Below are 19,742 nucleotides of genomic sequence, written 5' to 3'. Positions count from 1 at the left end.
CAGATTCGGTCCTACCTCGGCGGCGGGGCGGGTCAGACCGCGGCGGCCTCCGGCTCGGTGACGAGCGGGTAAACGCCGTTCTCGTCGTGCACCTCGCGGCCGGTGACCGGCGGGTTGAACACGCACACGCACGTGATGTCGGTGCGCGGGCGCACCTTGTGCTTGTCGTGGTCGTTGAGCAGGTACAGCGAGCCGGGCCGCAGCTGGTGCACCTCGCCGGTGCCGAGGTCCTCGATCTCGCCCTCGCCGGACGTGATGAAGACGGCCTCGATGTGGTTGGCGTACCAGAAGAAGCTCTCGGTGCCGGCGTACAGGGTGGTCTCGTGCACGGAGAAGCCGACCCCTTCCTTCGCCAGGATGATCCGCTTCGAGCGCCAGTTCTCGCTCTTGACGTCGGCGTCGGTGTCGGTGATCTCGTCGAGCGTGCGCACGAGCATGGGTGGTACCTCCGGTGGTTCGGGAGCGGCGGGTTCGGGTGCGGGTCAGGCCGTCGGCGCGGGCAGGACGGCGGCCACGGAGTCGCTGATGATGCGCAGGCCGCGCTGCAGCTCGTCGTACGTGATCGTCAGCGGCGGCAGCAGCTTGACGACCTCGCCGTCGGGGCCCGAGGTCTCCATGAGCAGCCCGCGGGAGAACGCCTCGTCGCAGATGCGGCTCGCGGTCTCGCCGTCCGGCGTCTGCAGGCCGCGGGCGAGGCCGCGGCCCTTGGCCACCAGCACGTCGTCGCCGTAGCGGGCGACGAGAGAGTTGAAGTGCGCCTCGACGAGCGCGCCCTTGTCGATCGTGGCGGTCTCGAGCGTGTCGTCCGTCCAGTAGGTGCGGATCGCCTCGGCGGCCGTGGCGAAGGCGGGAGCGAAGCCGCGGAACGTGCCGTTGTGCTCGCCCGGCTCCCAGATGTCCAGCTCGGGGCGCACGAGGGTGAGCGCCATCGGCAGGCCGTAGCCGGAGATCGACTTCGACAGGCAGATGATGTCGGGCACGATGCCGGCCTCCTCGAACGAGAAGAACTTGCCGGTGCGGCCGCAGCCCATCTGGATGTCGTCGAGGATCAGCAGGATGTCGTGGCGCTTGCACAGGTCGGCCAGGCCGCGCAGCCACTCGGCACGCGCGGCGTTGATGCCGCCCTCGCCCTGCACGGTCTCGACGATGACGGCGGCGGGCGCGTTGAGGCCCGAGCCGCTGTCCTCGAGCAGCCGCTCCAGGTACACGAAGTCGGGCACGTCGCCGTCGAAGTAGTCGTCGTACGGCATCGGGGTGGCGTGCACCAGGGGGATGCCGGCGCCGCCGCGCTTCATCGAGTTGCCCGTCACGGACAGCGCGCCCAGCGTCATGCCGTGGAAGGCGTTGGTGAAGTTGATGACCGACTCGCGGCCCGTCACCTTGCGCGCCAGCTTGAGCGCCGCCTCCACCGCGTTGGCGCCGCCCGGGCCGGGGAACACGACCTTGTGGTCCAGGCCGCGGGGCTCCAGGATCACCTCGTTGAACGTCTCGAGGAACTCGCGGCGCGCCGAGGTGAACATGTCGAGCGTGTGCACCATGCGGTCGTCGGTGAGGTAGTCCAGCAGCACCTGCTTGAGCAGCGGGTTGTTGTGCCCGTAGTTGAGCGTGCCGGCGCCGGCGAAGAAGTCGAGGTACTCGGTGCCGTCCTCGGCGTGGACCGTCGCTCCCGAGGCCCGGTCGAACACGACGGGCCAGGAGCGCGAGTAGCTGCGGACCTCCGACTCGAGGGCGGTGAAGCCCATCGGGTCGTCGGCGGCGGACGCCTCGGTGGTGGGGACGGTCGGGGTTGTCACGAAGGACACTCCTTGAGGTGGTGCGCGCCGGTGCGGTGTTGTGGTGGAGAGGGCTGCGTCGTCACCTGCGCGCCGAACCGGCGCAGCCCGAGGTCTGAGGGACCTGAATGGTGGAGTCGGTCAACGGGGAGGGCGGATGCCCTCGATCACCAGCAGCGGCTCGGCCTCGTGGCCGTCGGGGAAGTGTGCGGCCTCGTAGCCCGTCGTCTCGCGCAGGGTCGCGCCGCGCTCGGCGGCCCACCGCGCGAACACGCGCCGCGACGACACGTTGTCCGCGGTCACGGTGGTGTGCAGCCGGGTGACGGCGGGGCCGTCACCCTCCGCCGTCGCGTCGACGACGGCGTCCAGCAGCCGCCCCGCGACGCGGCGGCCACGGGCCCGCGGGTCGACGGCGACCTGCCACACGAAGAGCGTGGCCGGGTCGGCCGGCAGCCGGTACGTGGAGACGAAGCCCACGGGCTCGCCCTCCGTGTCAGAGCCGTCGGGGCCTTCGGGGAGGAACGCCAGGCGGCAGGTCGCGGCGAAGTGGTCCGCGAGCAGCAGGTAGGCGTAGGAGGAGTTGAGGTCGAGCGAGCCCGAGTCGCGCGCCAGGCGCCACATCGCTGCGCCGTCCGCCGTCGTGGGCGGGCGCACCGTGAGGCCCGGGAGGGGCTCCGCGGCGCGGGACGACGCCGTGGCGTCGGTCGGGCTGTCGGTCGAGCTGTCGTCGGTCGAATGGTTGGTCGTTGCGGTGTCCGTCGTGTCCATACCGCCATCGACCATAGACGCATCGCGGGGGAAAGTTCACCTCGGCCATGACCATTCCTCGACCGGCCGGCGCCGGCGGCGGGTCCCCGATCGTTGGTAGCGCAACGAAAGGTCGCGTTGATCATCGACGGATCATCGACGGTTCTACGGATCGCCATCCGTCTCGGATGCTGAGACCGACGGGGTGAAGTCGCGGATGGCGTCACCCCGGGGACGACGATGGGCGTGCCCGTCGGGACGGGCACGCCCATGGCATGCGTCGGAGCCGGGCGCGGCCCGGGGGAGGTCAGCCCGCGAAGGGCGTGGCCTTGAGGATCTCGACGGGGATCTCGCGACCGTTCGGCGCGGTGTAGGCCACCTTCTCGCCGATGCGGTGCCCGTCGATCGCGGCACCGAGCGGCGACGTCGGCGAGTACACGTCGAGGTCGGTGGTGCCGGCGATCTCGCGGGAGCCGAGCAGGAACGTCATCTCGTCCCCGGCCACGACCGCGGTGACGACCATGCCGGCCTCCACGACGCCGTCGTCCGCGGGCGTGCCGATCTGCACGTGACGCAGCTTCTCGGTGAGCTCGCGGATGCGGGCCTCGTTCTTCGCCTGCTCCTCGCGGGCGGCGTGGTAGCCACCGTTCTCCTTGAGGTCGCCCTCGTCGCGGGCGGCGGCGATGCGCTCGGCGATCTCGGTGCGGGCGGGGCCGGAGAGGTGCTCCAGCTCGGCCTGCAGCCGGTCGTGAGCCTCCTGGGTGAGCCAGGTGACAGTGCTCTCGGTCACGAGGGCTCTCCTTTCGTGGTGCTCGATGGCCTGTTTCGGCCGTGCGCGGGCGACCGACGGGCGTCGGCACGCGCGTCGGCTGGGGCAGGACTGCGTGTGAATCCCTCAGGATAGCCCGGGGAGGCGCCAGAACCCAGGCCTCTGCCCTGGGCGAACAGCGTGATCCCGGTCGAGACACGGGATCGGGGCGGTGTCAGGGCGCGTCGGGGACGTCGCAGGACTCGACGACGGCGGTCGTGGCCTCCTCGGACGTGCGGACCGTCACCGAGTACGTCGAGGTCTGCTGCTCGGCAGGCCCGACGGGCACGTCGACGGTGCCGACCTGGGCGTAGCTCTGCGCGAGCGCCTCGACCTCGCAGACCGCCGTCGTGCCGGGCGGCATGTGGACCTGGAAGGTGACGTCCACCTGCTCGGCGTCGCGGACGTCGAAGCCGACCATCTCCACCGTCACCGGGTCCCGGCGGGTCTGCTCGACCGAGAACCAGGCGGCCACGCCGACGGCCGCCGCGAGGGCGACGCCGATCGCCACCTTGGCCCCCGTGCCGAGCGGGCGCCGGCCGTCCTGGCGACCGTCCTGTCCAGCACGCGACGTGCCGTACCGGTCGGCGGGCGGAGTGGGGCTGACGGGCTCGCTCATGGTGCACCATTGTCCCTGAACCTCGCTGCCGACCCGTCACCCCGGGAGGGACCTTGTCCTCCGCCTCCTCCGTGCCGCCCACCCCGCGGTCCGAGCCCCTGCGTCTGATGGCGGTGCACGCGCACCCGGACGACGAGTCCAGCAAGGGAGCCGCGACCACCGCGCGGTACGCCGCCGAGGGCGTCGAGGTGCTCGTGGTGACCTGCACGGGCGGCGAGCGGGGCGACGTCCTCAACCCGAGCTTCCAGGTGCCCGAGGGGCACGAGTTCGACACCATCGAGGGCCGCCTGGCGGTGCGCCGCCTGGAGATGGCGGCCGCGGCCGAGGCGCTCGGCGTGCGGCAGACGTGGCTCGGCTTCGTGGACTCCGGGCTGCCGGAGGGCGACCCGCTGCCGCCGCTGCCCGAGGGCTCGTTCGGCCTGACGCCGCTCGACGAGGCGGCCGCGCCCCTCGTGGAGCTCGTGCGCGAGTTCCGCCCGCACGTCATGACGACCTACGACCCGTCCGGCGGGTACCCGCACCCCGACCACATCAAGTGCCACGAGGTGGGGTACGAGGCGTACCACGCGGCGGGCGACGCCTCCCGGTACGTCGTCGAGGGCGGCGCGGAGCCCTGGGAGCCGCTCAAGCTCTACTACAACCACGGCTTCTCGATGGCGCGCATGCGCGCCGTGCACGAGGCGATGCAGGGCGCCGGCCTGGAGTCGCCGTTCGGCGACTGGATCGAGTCGCGTGCGGCGCGCGAGATCCCCGAGCGGGAGGCGACCACGCACGTGGCCGTCGCGGACTTCTTCGCCCAGCGCGACGCGGCCCTCGTGGCGCACGCGTCGCAGATCGACCCGGCCGGGTTCTTCTTCGCCGTGCCGCGCGACCTCGAGGCCGACGTGTGGCCCACCGAGGAGTTCGAGCTCGCGGACTCCCGCGTGCCGACGTCGCTGCCCGAGGACGACCTGTTCGCCGGCCTGCGGGAGGGCGACCGATGAGCGCCGCCTGGGCGACCCTGCTCGCCGCCGCGCCGAGCCCGAGCCCCAGCCCGACCCAGGGGCCGGACGAGCTCCAGGTGACGCCGGGCCTCGCCGGGTTCGTCGCGACGTTCGCGGTGGCCGTGGCCTGCGTGCTGCTCTTCCTGTCGCTCACGCGGCACCTGCGCCGCGCGCAGCGCAACGCCGAGGAGCAGGGCATCCCGCTCGAGGAGCCCAAGCACTTCGGTCTCCAGGGCCCGGGGCGGGGCCCCGGGGCGCCCGACGGTGGGCCGCGCGACGGTAGCACGGGCGACGGTGGCGACGACGGTACCGACGACGACGGCAGGAGCGGCGGCACGGACGGCGAGCCCGGGCGATGAGCACGAGCGTGCGTGTCACGGTCGGACAGCTCGCGATCACGGCCGACCACGACGCCAACCGCGAGGCGGTCGCCGAGGCCTTCCTCGCCGCCGGCCGCGTCGGCGCGGACCTGCTGGTGCTGCCCGAGTACTCCTCCGGCTACGACCCGCACGGCGTCGGCGTCGAGCACGCGGAGCCGCTCGACGGCCCGTTCGTCACGGCCCTGCGCCAGCACGCCGCGCGGTACCGCATCGCGGTGGTGGCCGGCACCACCCTGCCGGCCTACGGCGCGCCGGCGGCAAGCACGGGCCAGCACCCGACGGTGACGGGCGCGTTCCCCGCCGTCAGCGGGGCCTTCCCGGCCGTGACCGGGTCGTTCCCGGCGGTCACGGGGTCGCTGCCCGCGATCACGGGGACGACGCCGACGGTCGGCTCGGCGCCCGAGCCGCCGACGCGCGCCTTCAACACCGTCGTCGCGGTCGACGCGACGGGCTCCGTCGTCGGCGCGTACCGCAAGGTGCACCTGTACGACGCGTTCGGCACCCGCGAGTCCGACCGCCTCGAGGCCGGTCCGGCCGGCGTGCCCCCGCTCGTGCTGCGGCTGGGGGACCTCACGTTCGGCGTCGTCACCTGCTACGACCTGCGCTTCCCGGAGTCGGCGCGCCGCCTCGTGGACGCCGGCGCGGACGTCATCGTCGTCCCGGCGGCGTGGGTGGACGGTCCGCTCAAGGCGGACCACTGGCGCACGCTGCTGCGCGCGCGGGCGATCGAGAACACGGCGGTGGTGATCGGTGTCGGGATGTCCGGCCCCGGGCTGGTGGGCCGGTCGCTCCTGGCCGGGCCGGACGGCGTCGTCGGCCTCGAGCTCGACGAGACCCCGCAGGTGCGCACCGTGGACCTGGACCCGGAGCCGCTGGCCCAGGTGCGTCGGCAGAACCCGTCGCTGGCGAACCGGCGCTACCTGGTGGTGCCCGCGGGCTGAGGCCGCCGGGCCCGGCCGCGTGCGGCGACGTGCGGCTACAGGGCCGCAAGGTAGATCGCCACGGTGTGGCAGGTGAACCCGACCACGGTGAGCGCGTGGAAGATCTCGTGGAACCCGAACCAGCGGGGCGACGGGTTCGGGAACTTGGTGCCGTAGACGACGGCGCCGAGGATGTACGCGATGCCGCCCGAGGCGACCAGCCACGCGACGGCGGCGCCGCCCGCCGCGGAGAACTGCGGGATGTAGCCGACGGCGACGCAGCCCAGCGCCACGTACACCGGGACGTAGAGCCACCGCGGCGCGCTCATCCACAGCACGCGCCCGACGAGGCCGAGGATCGCGCCGCTCCAGACGACGGCGAGGAGCACGGTGGCGGTGCCGCGCGGCAGCAGCATCACGGCCAGGGGCGTGTACGTGCCGGCGATGATGAGGAAGATGTTGGCGTGGTCCAGGCGCCGCAGGACGGCGGCGGTGCGGGGCGACCAGGTGCCGGTGCCGAGGTGGTAGACGGCGCTGGTGCCGAACAGCATGACGGCGGTGAGGCCGAAGATCGCGCACGCGACCTTGTCGGCGGCGGTGTCGGCGAGGACGACCAGCACGATCGCGGCGGCCAGCGCCAGCGGGGTCGTCACGGCGTGGATCCAGCCGCGCAGGTGCGGCTTGAGGAGCGCCGGCTTCCCGGCGGCCGCCGCCGACACGGTCTGCACGGCGTCGCCCACGACGCCCTTCGCCTCGCGGGCCACCTCCGCGACGTCGGACGCGTCGAGGCGGTCGGCCCGGTGGCCGTTCGGCTGGGCGGCTGCTGCCACGGGTGCTCCTTCTCGGTCGGACGGCGAACCTACGCATCCGTAGGTTACGCCAGCGTAGGGGACGCGGCGCGGACACGAGGACCCCGCGCCGTGAAGATCGTGCGCAGGGGTTGCGGGGCGTCGCCGAGCGTCGCCCAGGCCCTGGACCTGCGGGTCCACGGGAGCGGTACCGTTGTCCCGCTCTCCGTCCGTCCTGCCCCCGCCGGGTGCCCGCGCTGTCGCGCGCCCGCGGTCCGGCCCGAACCCCCGAGGTCCCGCGTGCGCATGCCCCACCTGCTCTACGGCCTGTACGAGCGGCGCCTGGCCGCCTCGCTGCCGACGGCGCAGACGCCCCGGCACGTGGGCGTCATCCTCGACGGGAATCGGCGGTGGGCCCGGTCGTTCGGCGAGACCGCTGCCACCGGGCACCGGCGGGGGGCGGACAAGATCGCGGAGTTCCTCGGCTGGGCGGAGGAGCTCGGCGTCGAGGTGGTCACCCTCTGGATGCTGTCCACCGACAACCTCGCGCGCCCCGCGTCCGAGCTGGCCGACCTGCTCGACATCATCCGCGACGCCGTCCAGGACCTCGCCGAGTCGGGCCGCTGGCGGCTGCGCGTCGTGGGCCGCCTCGACCTACTGCCGGGCGAGCTCGCGGACGCCGTGCGCGGCGCGGCGGAGGCCACGAAGAACGTCCAGGGGCTGCAGGTGAACGTCGCCGTCGGCTACGGCGGCCGGCACGAGATCGCCGACGCCGTCCGGTCGTACCTCAAGCAGGAGTCCGCGACGGGTGCGTCGCTCGAGGAGCTGGCCGAGCGGATCGACGTCGACGACATCGCGGCCCACCTCTACACGAAGGGCCAGCCGGACCCGGAGCTCGTCATCCGCACGTCGGGCGAGCTGCGCGTCGGCGGCTTCCTCATGTGGCAGAGCGCCCACTCGGAGCTGTACTTCTGCGAGGCGTACTGGCCCGACTTCCGCCGGGTGGACTTCCTGCGCGCCCTGCGCGACTTCTCCCGGCGGGAGCGCCGTCTCGGCCGCTGAGCGGTGCCCGGCGGTGCCGACCGCCCGGACCCGGCGCTTCGACAGGCCTGACCGGCGGGGAGTGCGGCACACTGCCACGGTGACCCCGCCCGAGCACGAGACCCGCCCCACGGCCGACGTCCGCCTCGCCGCCGAGGCCTGGGAGTCGCTGTTCCGGGCGCAGGTCACGCTCATGCGCCGCTTCCAGGCCGACGACATCTGGCGCGACCTGTCGATGCGGGAGTACGACGTGCTGTTCACCCTGTCGCGCGCCCCGCGGGGCGAGCTGCGGCTGCGCGACCTCAACGAGGGGATGCTGATCGCGCAGTCGTCGTTGTCGCGGATGGTCGAGCGGCTCGAGGGGCGCGGCCTCGTGGCGCGGTCGGTGCCCGCCGACGACGCCCGCGGGACCCTGGTGCGGCTCACCGCGGAAGGCGCGCGGCGCCAGCGCGAGACCGGGCTCGCGCACGTGCGCACCATCGCGGAGTACGTGAGCCCGGCCCTGCCGGGCGAGGAGCTCGAGCACCTGCGCGACCTGCTGGACCGGCTGCGGCTCGCGCAGGCGGACATCCCCGACCGCCCGGCGTCGGGCTGACGGGACGGCTGTGCGGGACGTCGGCGACGAGATGACAACGCGTTCCTTCAACGTCACGTCGGCCGGAGCACGTTCTCGGCGGGCCGGGCCCTGAGCCGGTGCCATGATGGCAGTCATGTCGCTGACCCCCCAGTCGGCCGATGCCGGCCCGTACGACGCCCTGCTCCTGTACTCCTTCGGTGGCCCGAACAAGCCGGAGGACGTCGTCCCGTTCCTCCGCAACGTGACCGCCGGCAAGGGGATCCCCGACTCGCGGCTCGAGGAGGTCGGCGAGCACTACTACGGCTTCGGCGGCAAGAGCCCGATCAACGAGCAGAACCTCGCGCTGAAGGCGGCGCTCGAGGCCGAGCTCGCCGACCGCGGTATCGACCTGCCCGTCGTGTGGGGCAACCGCAACTGGGAGCCCTACACCACCGACGCCATCGACGAGCTGGAGCGTCTCGGCGCGACGCGTGCCGTCGCGCTCGTGACCTCCGCGTACTCCTCGTACTCCGGCTGCCGCCAGTACCGCGAGGACCTCGCGGTGACGCTGGAGAAGCGCGGGCAGCTCGGCTCCGAGGGCTCCACCGGCGTCCAGTTCGACAAGATCCGCTCCTACTTCAACCACCCCGGCTTCGTGGCGGCCAACGCCGAGGCCGTGCTCGAGGGCTACGAGGCGCTCGAGGCGAAGGGCGGCGACCCGGCCGCGGCCAAGCTCGTCTTCGTCACGCACTCCATCCCCGACACGATGGAGGCCGCGTCCCGCGTCTCGCACGCCACGTACTCGGCGCAGCACCTGGACGTCGCCGCCGTCATCGCGGCCGTCGTCTCCGAGGTGCGCGGGCACGCCGTCGAGTGGGAGCTCGCGTACTGCTCGCGCTCCGGCCCGCCGTCGCAGCCGTGGCTCGAGCCGGACGTCAACGACCTGCTCACCGAGCGGGCCGGCGAGGGGCTCAAGGACGTCGTCCTGTCCCCGATCGGCTTCGTCTCCGACCACATGGAGGTCGCCTACGACCTCGACACCGAGGCGATGGCCACCGCGACCGAGCTCGGCATGACCGCGGTGCGCGCGGGCACGGTCGGCACGCGCCCGGTGTTCGTCTCCGGCCTGGTGGACCTGCTCCTCGAGCGCGCGGCGATCGCCCGCGGCGAGGAGGTCGCGGAGGAGACGGTGGGCAACCTGCCCGCGTTCCGCTCCGTGTGCGCCCCCGGCTGCTGCCTGCGGCGGGACGAGGAGCCCAGCGGCATCCCCGCCCTGTGCAGCGTCGACCTGCACTCCTGACCCGGACCGAGAGGACGTCATGACCGACAGCCACATCCACGGCGACACCGGCGAGACCGTCGACGCCGCCGCGATCAACGAGTCGATCCGGTACGCGATGATCGCGGTCTTCTCCACCGCCGAGCCGCTGCCCGTGGGCGACGCCGAGCGCGCCGAGATCGCCGCGGAGGCGGAGGCCGCCCTCTGGGACGGCCAGCCCGACGACGCCCGCGACCCCGCCCGCGCCGAGGGCGACGTCGTCGTGCGCGGCGTGTACGACGTCGCCGGCCTGCGCGCCGACGCCGACCTCATGGTGTGGGTGCACGGCCCGACCGTCGAGTCGGTGCAGGGCGCCTACCAGCGGCTGCGCGCCTCCCGCCTGGGGTCGGCGCTCGCGCCGGAGTGGTCGGTCGTGGCGCTGCACCGCGCCGCCGAGTTCAACAAGGGCCACGTGCCCGCGTTCCTCGCCGGCGAGCGTCCCCGCGACTACCTCTCGGTGTACCCGTTCGTGCGTTCCTACGACTGGTACCTGCTGCCCGACGCCGAGCGCCGCACGATGCTGCGCGACCACGGCATGGCCGCGGCGGGCTACAAGGACGTGCGCGCCAACACGATGAGCACGTTCGCGCTGAGCGACTACGAGTGGCTGCTGGCCTTCGAGGCCGACGAGCTGCACCGCATCGTCGACCTCATGCGCGACCTGCGCGCCACCGAGGCCCGCCGCCACGTGCGCGAGGAGGTGCCGTTCTTCACCGGCCCGCGCGTCACCCTCGCCGACTGGGCGGAGAAGCAGCCCCGCGCCTGACCGCGGGTCAGGTGACGGTGGCGACGACGACGGTGCCGCCGGTGGCGTCGTCGGCGTCCGGGTCGTCGTCGGTGACGACGGTCGCCCGCAGCCCGTGCGCCTCGACGAGCGCGGTCGCGCCGTCGACCTGGCCGGTGCCGACCTCGAAGAGCAGCGACCCGCCCGGGGCGAGCCAGCCCGGGGCGGCCGCCACCACGCGGCGCAGCACGTCGAGGCCGTCGGCCCCGCCGTCGAGCGCGACGGCGGGCTCGTGGTCGCGGGCCTCGGGCGGCATCGTCGCGATGGCGCCGGTGGGCACGTAGGGCGCGTTGCACAGCAGCAGGTCGACGCGTCCCCGCAGCATCGCCGGCACGACGGACAGCAGGTCCCCCTCGTGCACGGCGGCACCGAGCGGCCCGAGGTTGCGACGGGCGTGCACGACGGCGGCCGGCTCGACGTCGCTCGCGTGCAGCACCGGCGCGGCGCCCGCGGCCCGGAGCCCCAGCAGCACGGCGCCGCCCACCGCGCCGCAGCCGCAGCACAGGTCGAGCACCGTGGCCGGGGCGGGGAGCGCGAGCGCCGCGCCGACCATCAGCTCCGTGCGGCGCCGGGGCACGAACACGCCGCGCCCCACGGACCAGGAGCGGCCGGCGAACTCCACCCGGCCCAGCACGTGCTCCAGCGGCTCGCCCGCCACGCGCCGGGCGACCAGCTCCTCGAGGCGGTCGCCGTCGACGGCGTCGGCACCTCCGCTGCGGCGCCGAGCGGCCGGCTCCGGGCGCGCGGCCGCCTCGAGCAGCAGCGCCGCCTCGTCCTCCGCGAACACGCAGCCGGCCGCCCGCAGCCGCGCGACCAGGGGTTCCAGGTCGCCGGCCGCGGGCGCCGCGGGGTCCGTCCGGTCGGTGCTCAGGGGTACAGCCCCCGGATGCGGTGCGCCTCCGCGGTGCGCTGCACGCCGATGACCAGCGCGGCGTCGCGCAGCGACAGGCCCTCGCGCTTGGCGAGCGCGGAGACGTCCCCGTACGCGGAGGTCATGCGGTGCTCCAGGCGGTCGGCGATCTCCTGCTCGGACCACCAGTAGGTCTGGTTGGCCTGCACCCACTCGAAGTAGGAGACGACGACGCCACCGGCGTTGGCGAGCACGTCCGGCACGACGGTGACGCCGTTCGCGGCGAGCACGCGGTCGCCCTCGGTGGTGGTGGGGCCGTTGGCGCCCTCGACCACCCAGCGTGCCCGGACGCCCGCGGCGGTGACGCCGTCGAGCACGCCCTCGACGGCGGCCGGCACGAGGACGTCGACGTCGAGGCCGAGCAGCTCGGTGTTGGACAGCGGGTCGGCGCCGTCGAAGCCGACGACGGAGCCCGTGGCGGCGACGTGCGCGAGGAGGCGGGGGACGTCGAGGCCCGCGTCGTTGCGGAGCCCGCCGTACTGGTCGCTCACCGCGACGACGGTCGCGCCGCGCGCGGCGAAGATCGCGGCGGCGTGCGAGCCCACCTTGCCGAAGCCCTGCACGGCGACGGTGACGTCCGTCAGCGGCACGCCGGCCTCGCCGAGCGCGGCCGCCGTGGCGTGCACGATGCCGGCGCTGGTGGCGGTGCCGCGGCCGCGGGAGCCGCCCAGCGCCAGGGGCTTGCCGGTGACGACGGCGGGGATCGTGTACCCGCGGTTCACGGAGTAGGTGTCCATGACCCATGCCATCGTGTGCTCGTCGGTGCCCATGTCGGGCGCCATGATGTCGGTGTCCGGGCCGATCATCGGCATGATCTCGGAGGTGTACCGGCGGGTGACGCGCTCCAGCTCGGCCGTCGAGTAGTCGCGCGGGTCGATGGCGACGCCGCCCTTGGCGCCGCCGTACGGCAGGTCGACGATGGCGCACTTCCAGGTCATCCACATGGCGAGGGCGCGGACCTCGTCGATGTCGACGCCGGGCGCGTAGCGCAGCCCGCCCTTGCCGGGGCCGCGGGTGATGTTGTGCTGCACGCGGAAGCCGTGGAAGAGGACGGTCTCGCCGTCGTCGCGCCGCAGGGGCACGGCCACGTGGATCTCGCGGCGGGGGGTGGCCAGCATCTGTCGCTGGCCCTCGTCGTAGCCGAGCACGGCCACGGCGCTGGCGAGCTGGCTGTGCGCCGTGTCGAGCGGGGAGCTCGCCCTCGGCGCGGGGGCGGCGGCCGGTGCGGCCGGGGTGTCGGGCAGGGGTGTCGAGGTCATCGACGTCGTCGTCGTCACGGGTCCTCCAGGACACGGTGCCGAGGGCCCCGGTCAGGGGCCCCGGCAGGGGTGGCGCGGCCCGGGATGGTGGGCCTCGGCGCCCACCGTAGCCGCTCCCGCGCACCCTCCAGCGGGCGAAACCCGCCGCCTTACGGAGCCGTGTCCGGGCGTTGACCCGACGATGCCGCCGGTTGAGCGTGTCGAGACCGAGGGACGGCGTTTTCGACACGCTCGACCGGCGGTGCGTCAGCGCACGAACCGCCAGGCGGCCGGCAGCAGGGCGGCGGCGAGCGCGGCCTTGAGCGCGTCGCCGGGCAGGAAGACGACGGCGCCGGAGAGCAGGGCGGCGCCCACGGGCATCCCCGTGCTCACCGCGAGCCACGGCACGCCCACCACGTAGACGGCGAGGGTGCCGAGGGCGTAGGTGCCGACGGTGGACAGCGCCCGGCGGTCGGCGCCGCGGCGCGCGAGCGCCCCGACGACCACGCCCGCCAGGAGGAAGCCGACGAGGTAGCCGCCGGACGCGCCGGCGACCGACTCCCAGCCCGCCGTCGCGCCGGCGAACACGGGCAGGCCGGCGACGCCCGCGGTGAGGTACACCGCCTGGGCGGCGGCGCCGCGCCACGGCCCGAGGGCGGCGGCGCCGAGCAGGACGGCGAACGTCTGGCCGGTGAGGGGCACCGGCAGCCCGGGCACGGGGATCACGACCTGCGCGGCCAGGGCGGTGAGGGCGGCCACCGCGACGACGAGCACGGCGTCGCGGGCGAGGGCCCCGGGCAGCAGGTCCGCGAGGACGCGGCGCGGGCGGGCGGGGGAGAGGGAGAGGGTGGCTGCGGTCATGACGACGACGCTAGGTGCTCGGCCCGGCCGCGGTCATGGCCGGACGTCGCCAAGAGCGCAGGGCACGGATTTGTACGACTCATACACAGGCGCGGTGTCCATCGGCGTGCTGGGGCCGTCTGATTGTGGGATTCGTGCACGGCCCGGGACGGCGAGATCGGACCTGCCCGGCATGTTTCCGATGCCCGCAACACCCGTGCGGTAGCCTCCGGCAACATGGCTGACAAGGACGTCGCATCTCCCGCCCTCGACCACGAGCTCAGGGACGAACGCCCACGCTGGCGCATCGTCGGCCCGGGCCTCGTCGTCGCCGCCACCGGCATCGGCGCCGGCGACCTGGTCGCGACGCTCGTCGCGGGCAGCCGCTTCGGCTACACCCTGATGTGGGCCGCCGTCCTCGGCGTCCTCATCAAGATCGTGCTCGTCGAGGGCGCCGGGCGCTGGTCGCTCGCCACGGGCCGCACGATCTTCGACGGCTGGAAGTCGCTGGGCGCGTGGGCCAGCGTCTACTTCGGCATCTACATCGTGGTGTGGGGCTTCAGCTACGGCGCCGCGGCGATGTCGAGCTCGGCCCTGCCGCTCGTCGCGCTGTTCCCGCAGGTCGACCTGATCTGGTTCGCGATCATGTCCGGCCTCATCGGGGCAGCGGTCGTCTGGCTCGGCAAGTACAAGATGTTCGAGTACGTCATCGCGGTGCTCGTCGGCGTGATGTTCGTGACGATCGTCGGCTCGGCGGTCCTCACCCTGCCGAACATCGGCGAGATCCTGGGTGGCCTGGTGCCGCGGATCCCCGAGGACTCGATCATCTACACCCTCAGCCTCGCCGGCGGCGTCGGCGGCACGATCACGCTCGCGGCGTACGGGTACTGGCTCAAGGAGAAGGGCTGGCACACCCCGCGCTGGATGAAGGTCATGCGGATCGACAACGCCATGGCCTACGTGATCTCCGGCGTCTTCGTGATCTCCATGCTGATCGTCGGCGCCGAGCTGCTCTACTCCTCCGGCATCACCATCGCCGACGGCGAGGGCGGCCTCGTCGACCTCGCCGACGTGCTGGCCGAGCGCTACGGCGCGTTCATGGCGCCGCTGTTCCTCGTGGGGTTCTGGGCGTCGTCGTTCTCCTCGGTGCTCGGCGTGTGGAACGGCGTGTCGCTGATGTTCGCCGACTTCGTCGCCACCGCGCGCGGGCTCTCGGAGGACGACCCGCGGCGCAAGGCGGGCGGCTCGTACTACCGGCTCTACATCCTGTGGCTGACGTTCCCGCCGATGCTGCTGCTCCTGCTCGACCAGCCGATCGCCCTCGTCGTCGCCTACGGCGTGCTGGGCTCGCTGTTCATGCCGTTCCTCGCGATCACGCTGCTGTTCCTCATGAACTCCTCGCGGGTGCCGGAGCGGTGGCGCAACCGGCCGCTGACCAACGTGGCGCTCGTCGTCATCGCCGGCATGTTCGTCGTGCTGGGCGTGCAGCAGCTCGTCCAGGCGCTGGCGCCCGTCTTCGGCTGAGGCGCCGGTCAGCCGGCGGCGCGGGCGCGCCGGCGGAACGACGACGGCGTCTCGCCCGTGAGCCGGGCGAAGGTCCGCGTGAACGAGGGCTGGTCGTAGAAGCCCGCGGCGGCGGCGACCTCGGCGAGCGGCGTCGTCGTGGACGTGAGCAGGTGCGCGGCGCGGTCCACGCGCGTGCGCAGCACGAGCTGGCGCGGGGAGAGCCCGAAGACCTTGCGCACCCGGCGGTCCAGGACGGCGGGCGTGCTGCCCGACAGGCGCGCCAGGTCGGCCACGGACAGCGGGTCGCCGGGCGAGGTGTCGAGGTGCCGCTCGACGGCGGCGACCAGGCGGGCCATCGCGTCCATCGTCGCGTCGTCGGCGTCGCCCGAGCGCAGGTCCTGCGACACGGAGACGAGGCCGACCACGCGCCCGGCGCCGTCGCGCACCGGGAGCTTCGCCGTGAGGAACCAGCCGGGTGTGCCGCCCACGCGGCGGATGAGCTCCAGCTCGTTGCGCAGCGGGCGGCCCGTGCGCACCACCTCGGCGTCCTGGGCCTCGTAGCGCTCGGCCAGCTCGGGCACGAACAGGTCGACGGCGCGGCGGCCCAGCACCTGCCGGCGGGAGCGCTCGTTGGTGCGGCGCACGAACACCTGGTTCACCGCGAGGTAGCGCCCGTCGGCGTCCTTGGCGCAGAACATGACGTCGGACAGCTCGTCCATCAGGTCCACCATCACGGGGGACAGGGCGGCCATCAGGGCGGCGGTGCCGGGAACGTCCGTGGACGCGTCGTCGCGGGCCGGCGAGGGGTCGCCGAGGGCGCCGCTCGAGGTGTCGCCCGAGGCGTCGCCGGTGTTGTCGGAATCTGCGCCCATCGCGGGCCCGATCGTACAAGACGGGCCCTGGGCCGAGGGCGCACCCTGGTGGCATGAGTACCTCCGTTCCGGCGCGCGGCGGCGCCACCCCCTCCGCCGTGCGCAGCGCCGACACCGTCGCAGGCCAGCAGGGCGCCGAAGCCCTCGTCGAGGACGCGGTCGCCCTCGCCCACCACTGGATCGCCGTCGCCTCCGGCTCGTCCGGCCAGGCCGGGTCGACCACCCGCGCGGACCGGAAGACGCGCGCCACCGCCGAGCGGCTCGGCTCGCTCGTCTCCGACCCGGCCGGGCTGGAGCTCGCCGTCGGGTTCGTCGACGACGTCGCGCGCCCCCAGGACGTCGGCGTCGCCGCCACCGCGCTCGCCCGCCTCGGCCGGGACGCCGGCTCGGCCACCTTCCTCGGCCCCGTCGACCGCACGCTGTTCAAGGTCGGCGCCGTCGTCGCGCCCGTGCTGCCCTCCGTCGTGGTCCCCGCCGCCCGGGTGCGCCTGCGCCAGCTCGTCGGCCACCTCGTGGCCGACGCCGGCAAGGGGCTCACCCAGCACCTCGCCCGCACCCGCGCCGAGGGCTACACCCTCAACGTCAACCTCCTGGGCGAGGCCGTGCTCGGCGACGACGAGGCCGCCGCCCGCCTGCAGCGCACCATCGACCTCGTGCGCCGGCCCGACGTCGACTACGTCTCCGTCAAGGTGTCGTCCGTCGCGGCCCAGCTCGTCACCTGGGACCTGGACGGCTCGCGCGAGCGCGTCGTCGAGCACCTGCTGCCCCTGTACCGGGCCGCGCGCGACCACGGCGTCTTCCTCAACCTCGACATGGAGGAGTACAAGGACCTCGCGCTCACCACCGCGGTCTTCACGCAGGTGCTCGACCGCGACGAGTTCCGCGACCTCGAGGCCGGCATCGTCCTCCAGGCGTACCTGCCCGACGCGATGGGCGCGCTCGACGAGCTCACCGAGTTCGCGCAGAAGCGCGTGGCCGACGGCGGCGCGCGCATCAAGGTGCGCCTCGTCAAGGGCGCCAACCTGGCGATGGAGCACGTCGAGGCCGAGCTGCACGACTGGGCGCAGGCGCCCTACCCGACCAAGCCGGACGTGGACGCCAACTACGTGCGCATCCTCGACCACCACCTGCGCGCCGACCGCACCGCCGCCGTCCGCCTCGGGGTCGCGTCGCACAACCTCTTCGACGTGGCGCTCGCGGTGCTGCTCGCGCGCGGCCGTGGCGTCACCGAGGGGCTCGACATCGAGATGCTGCAGGGCATGGCCCCCATCGAGGCGCGCCTCGTGCGCGACGAGGTGGCCAAGGACGGCGGCCACGTCGTGCTGTACACGCCGGTGGTGCGCGACGAGGACTTCGACGTCGCGATCTCCTACCTGGTGCGCCGCCTCGAGGAGAACGCCGCCGAGCAGAACTTCCTGCACGCCGCCTTCGCTCCCGCCGGCGGCGACGACGGCGTCGAGGCGACGGCCATGGAACGCCAGGAGCTCGCCTTCCGCGCGTCCGTGAGGCACGGCATGCACTACCAGCCGGTTGACGTCGCGCCGCGCCGTCGCGACCGGTTCTCCGGCGGGGGCACCGCGCCCACCGCCGCCGGCTGCCCCTCCGCGGAGCCGTTCCGCAACGCCGTCGACACCGACCCGGCCGTGGCCGGCCACCGCGCGTGGGCCCGCAGCGTCGTCGGGCCGGACTCCGGGTTCGTCCCCGTCCAGGCCCCCGAGATCACCTCGACCCAGGCGATCGACGACGCCGTCTCCCGCGCCGTCGCCGCCCAGCGCGCCTGGGCCGCCGTCGCGCCCGCCGACCGCGCGCGCGTGCTGCGCGCCGCCGCCCGCGAGCTCGAGGCGCGCCGCACGGACCTCGTCGCCGCCATGGTGCACGAGCCGGGCAAGACGGTCGCCGAGGCGGACCCCGAGGTCAGCGAGGCGATCGACTTCGCGAACTACTACGCCGCGATGGCCGAGGCCCTGGAGCAGGTGGACGGCGCCACGTTCACACCCGACGGCGTCACGCTGGTCACCCCGCCGTGGAACTTCCCCGTCGCCATCCCCACGGGCGGTGCGCTCGCGGCGCTCGCGGCCGGGTCCTCCGTGCTCGCGAAGCCGGCCCCCACCACGCCGCGCTGCTACGAGCTGGCGATCGAGGCCGTGCACGCCGGGCTCGACGAGGTCGCGCCGGAGATCGGGCTCGACCCGCAGGTCGCGCGCGACGTCGTGCAGTTCCTGCGGGTGCCCGACGGCGACCTCGGCCAGCACCTCGTGACCCACCCGGACGTGGCCCGCGTGATCCTCACCGGCTCCATCGAGACGGCCGAGCTGTTCGCCTCCTGGCGGCCGGAGCGCCCGGTGCTCGCGGAGACGTCGGGCAAGAACGCGCTGGTCGTGACGCCGTCGGCGGACCTCGACCTCGCCGTCTCCGACCTGGTCAAGAGCGCCTTCGGCCACGCCGGGCAGAAGTGCTCGGCCGCGTCGCTGGTCATCCTGGTCGGCTCGGTCGGCGACCCGACCACCGAGACCGGCAAGCGGTTCCGCCGCCAGCTCGTCGACGCCGTGCAGTCGCTCGCGGTGGGCTCGCCCACCGAGCTGTCGACCGTGATGGGGCCGCTGACCGAGCCCGCGCAGGGCAAGCTGCTGCGCGCGCTGACGACCCTCGAGCCGGGGGAGTCGTGGCTCGTGCGCCCGCGTCGCCTGGACGACGCCGCCCGCGCCGCGGGGATCGAGGAGGACCGGCTCTGGTCGCCGGGCCTGCGCGACGGCGTCGCGCCCGGGTCGTTCTTCCACCTCACCGAGGTGTTCGGCCCGGTGCTCGGCATCATGACCGCCCAGGACCTGGACGAGGCGATCCGCCTGCAGAACCAGGTGGACTTCGGTCTCACCGCGGGCATCCACTCCCTCGACGACGACGAGATCGCCACCTGGCTCGACCGCGTCGAGGCGGGCAACGTGTACGTGAACCGGCACATCACCGGCGCCATCGTGCAGCGGCAGTCGTTCGGCGGCTGGAAGGCCTCGGCCGTGGGCCCGGGCGCCAAGGCGGGCGGCCCCAACTACGTCGCCGAGCTCGGCGCGTGGGCGGACGCCGACGGCGTGCCGTCGCGCACCCACGACCCCGAGGGCTGGCTCGCCGCGGCGCAGGCGTCGGACGACGCCGCGTGGGCGGCCGAGATCGGCGTCGGGCACGACAAGTCCGGCCTGCGGGTGGAGGAGAACACCTTCCGCTACCGGCCCATCGACCGCCTGACCGTGCGCGTCGGCGACGGCGCCCTGCCGATCGAGGTGCGGCGGGTGCTCGCCGCGGCGAAGCGGGCGGGCGTGCCCGCGGTGGTCGTGCCGGACACCGACAGCGGCTGGGGCGTGCCGCACGAGGCGCCGACCTCCCACGCGGACTTCGCCGCCGCCGTCGCGGCCGGCCGCGTCACCGGCCGCGTCCGCGTGGTCGGCCGTGCGCCGGGCCTGCGCGAGGCGGCCGCGACCCGCCTCGGCACCGTGACCGTGCTCGACGCGCCGGTGGTCGCCAGCGGCCGGCGCGAGCTGCTCGCCGTCGTGCGCGAGCAGGCCGTCAGCCGCACCCGCCACCGGTACGGGCACGTGCACGCCTGAGCGGCCCCGCCGCGACCCCGCTGCGAGGCCGGGGGGGGGGGGGGGAAGGCCCGCCCCCGTAGGG

Annotated in this window: 19 protein-coding genes; 9 read left to right on the top strand and 10 right to left on the bottom strand. The window is 74.1% G+C overall.

The genetic code is table 11. From position 1 onward, the window contains the following. Nucleotides 1-32: 32 nt before the first annotated feature. The 5 genes from ACFVS0_RS03815 to ACFVS0_RS03795 all read right to left on the bottom strand — a co-directional run bounded on the left by ACFVS0_RS03815 (nucleotide 33) and on the right by ACFVS0_RS03795 (nucleotide 3,946). Nucleotides 33-437, bottom strand: a complete 405-nt coding sequence (locus ACFVS0_RS03815; RefSeq protein ID WP_430548885.1) for an ectoine synthase — start codon at nucleotides 435-437, stop codon at nucleotides 33-35. 45 nt (nucleotides 438-482) lie between these two features. Beyond that, on the bottom strand, nucleotides 483-1,742 hold the full coding sequence (gene ectB, locus ACFVS0_RS03810) for a diaminobutyrate--2-oxoglutarate transaminase (protein WP_430549033.1): 1,260 nt from the start codon (nucleotides 1,740-1,742) through the stop codon (nucleotides 483-485). Nucleotides 1,743-1,913: 171 nt separating this feature from the next. Next, entirely contained in the window at nucleotides 1,914-2,540 is a 627-nt protein-coding gene (gene ectA / locus ACFVS0_RS03805; RefSeq protein ID WP_430587205.1) for a diaminobutyrate acetyltransferase, read from the bottom strand. A 286-nt stretch (nucleotides 2,541-2,826) separates the two neighbouring features. Further along, complete coding sequence (gene greA, locus ACFVS0_RS03800) at nucleotides 2,827-3,309, bottom strand: transcription elongation factor GreA (RefSeq protein ID WP_429764557.1); 483 nt, start codon at nucleotides 3,307-3,309, stop codon at nucleotides 2,827-2,829. A gap of 193 nt (nucleotides 3,310-3,502) precedes the next feature. Beyond that, entirely contained in the window at nucleotides 3,503-3,946 is a 444-nt protein-coding gene (locus ACFVS0_RS03795) for a DUF4307 domain-containing protein (RefSeq protein ID WP_430548887.1), read from the bottom strand. Between the two features lie 107 nt (nucleotides 3,947-4,053). Here ACFVS0_RS03795 and mca point away from each other — a divergent pair, with 107 nt between their 5' ends. Genes mca through ACFVS0_RS03780 form a run of 3 tightly spaced genes read left to right on the top strand, consistent with a single transcriptional unit; the run spans nucleotide 4,054 to nucleotide 6,250 of the window. Beyond that, the gene (mca, locus tag ACFVS0_RS03790) at nucleotides 4,054-4,929 is read left to right on the top strand and encodes a mycothiol conjugate amidase Mca (RefSeq protein ID WP_430587343.1); all 876 of its coding nucleotides are present in this window, start codon (nucleotides 4,054-4,056) and stop codon (nucleotides 4,927-4,929) included. Then, complete coding sequence (locus ACFVS0_RS03785; protein ID WP_430587204.1) at nucleotides 4,926-5,288, top strand: hypothetical protein; 363 nt, start codon at nucleotides 4,926-4,928, stop codon at nucleotides 5,286-5,288. The genes mca and ACFVS0_RS03785 overlap by 4 nt, the downstream gene beginning before the upstream one ends. Next, nucleotides 5,285-6,250 carry a carbon-nitrogen hydrolase family protein gene (locus ACFVS0_RS03780; protein ID WP_430548889.1) on the top strand — a complete coding sequence of 322 codons (966 nt, stop codon included), beginning with the start codon at nucleotides 5,285-5,287 and terminating at the stop codon, nucleotides 6,248-6,250. Before ACFVS0_RS03785 ends, ACFVS0_RS03780 begins: the two co-directional genes overlap by 4 nt. A gap of 35 nt (nucleotides 6,251-6,285) precedes the next feature. Here ACFVS0_RS03780 and ACFVS0_RS03775 read toward each other — a convergent pair whose 3' ends face one another. Continuing rightward, nucleotides 6,286-7,059, bottom strand: coding sequence for a hemolysin III family protein (locus ACFVS0_RS03775; RefSeq protein WP_430548890.1), 774 nt, complete (start codon nucleotides 7,057-7,059; stop codon nucleotides 6,286-6,288). 258 nt (nucleotides 7,060-7,317) lie between these two features. Here ACFVS0_RS03775 and ACFVS0_RS03770 point away from each other — a divergent pair, with 258 nt between their 5' ends. The 4 genes from ACFVS0_RS03770 to hemQ all read left to right on the top strand — a co-directional run bounded on the left by ACFVS0_RS03770 (nucleotide 7,318) and on the right by hemQ (nucleotide 10,698). Further along, nucleotides 7,318-8,079 carry an isoprenyl transferase gene (locus tag ACFVS0_RS03770; RefSeq protein ID WP_430548891.1) on the top strand — a complete coding sequence of 254 codons (762 nt, stop codon included), beginning with the start codon at nucleotides 7,318-7,320 and terminating at the stop codon, nucleotides 8,077-8,079. A 79-nt stretch (nucleotides 8,080-8,158) separates the two neighbouring features. After that, a complete protein-coding gene (locus ACFVS0_RS03765) occupies nucleotides 8,159-8,653 on the top strand; it encodes a MarR family winged helix-turn-helix transcriptional regulator (RefSeq protein WP_430548892.1) in 495 nt (164 codons plus the stop codon). Nucleotides 8,654-8,768: 115 nt separating this feature from the next. Further along, the gene (locus tag ACFVS0_RS03760) at nucleotides 8,769-9,914 is read left to right on the top strand and encodes a ferrochelatase (RefSeq protein ID WP_430587203.1); all 1,146 of its coding nucleotides are present in this window, start codon (nucleotides 8,769-8,771) and stop codon (nucleotides 9,912-9,914) included. Between the two features lie 19 nt (nucleotides 9,915-9,933). After that, nucleotides 9,934-10,698 (top strand): hydrogen peroxide-dependent heme synthase, encoded by a 765-nt coding sequence (gene hemQ / locus ACFVS0_RS03755; RefSeq protein WP_430548894.1) that lies wholly within the window; start codon nucleotides 9,934-9,936, stop codon nucleotides 10,696-10,698. Between the two features lie 7 nt (nucleotides 10,699-10,705). On the opposite strand, the gene ACFVS0_RS03750 is transcribed toward hemQ, so the two are convergent. The 3 genes from ACFVS0_RS03750 to ACFVS0_RS03740 all read right to left on the bottom strand — a co-directional run bounded on the left by ACFVS0_RS03750 (nucleotide 10,706) and on the right by ACFVS0_RS03740 (nucleotide 13,725). Continuing rightward, a complete protein-coding gene (locus tag ACFVS0_RS03750) occupies nucleotides 10,706-11,587 on the bottom strand; it encodes a putative protein N(5)-glutamine methyltransferase (RefSeq protein ID WP_430587342.1) in 882 nt (293 codons plus the stop codon). Beyond that, a complete protein-coding gene (locus tag ACFVS0_RS03745; protein WP_430587202.1) occupies nucleotides 11,584-12,885 on the bottom strand; it encodes a Glu/Leu/Phe/Val dehydrogenase in 1,302 nt (433 codons plus the stop codon). Before ACFVS0_RS03745 ends, ACFVS0_RS03750 begins: the two co-directional genes overlap by 4 nt. A 246-nt stretch (nucleotides 12,886-13,131) precedes the next feature. Further along, on the bottom strand, nucleotides 13,132-13,725 hold the full coding sequence (locus tag ACFVS0_RS03740) for a biotin transporter BioY (protein ID WP_430587201.1): 594 nt from the start codon (nucleotides 13,723-13,725) through the stop codon (nucleotides 13,132-13,134). A gap of 216 nt (nucleotides 13,726-13,941) precedes the next feature. Between ACFVS0_RS03740 and ACFVS0_RS03735 the strand changes: the two genes are divergently transcribed. Next, nucleotides 13,942-15,228 (top strand): Nramp family divalent metal transporter, encoded by a 1,287-nt coding sequence (locus ACFVS0_RS03735; RefSeq protein WP_430562338.1) that lies wholly within the window; start codon nucleotides 13,942-13,944, stop codon nucleotides 15,226-15,228. A gap of 8 nt (nucleotides 15,229-15,236) precedes the next feature. On the opposite strand, the gene ACFVS0_RS03730 is transcribed toward ACFVS0_RS03735, so the two are convergent. After that, nucleotides 15,237-16,082 (bottom strand): helix-turn-helix domain-containing protein, encoded by an 846-nt coding sequence (locus tag ACFVS0_RS03730; RefSeq protein ID WP_430548898.1) that lies wholly within the window; start codon nucleotides 16,080-16,082, stop codon nucleotides 15,237-15,239. 53 nt (nucleotides 16,083-16,135) lie between these two features. Between ACFVS0_RS03730 and ACFVS0_RS03725 the strand changes: the two genes are divergently transcribed. Next, on the top strand, nucleotides 16,136-19,678 hold the full coding sequence (locus tag ACFVS0_RS03725) for a proline dehydrogenase family protein (protein WP_430587200.1): 3,543 nt from the start codon (nucleotides 16,136-16,138) through the stop codon (nucleotides 19,676-19,678). Nucleotides 19,679-19,742: the final 64 nt, after the last annotated feature.

The sequence above is a fragment of the Isoptericola sp. NPDC058082 genome, assembly GCF_042885055.1.
Lineage (GTDB): Bacteria > Actinomycetota > Actinomycetes > Actinomycetales > Cellulomonadaceae > Isoptericola.
Note: the sequence above shows the minus strand (reverse complement) of the source record. Positions and strands in the feature narration are given on the sequence as shown.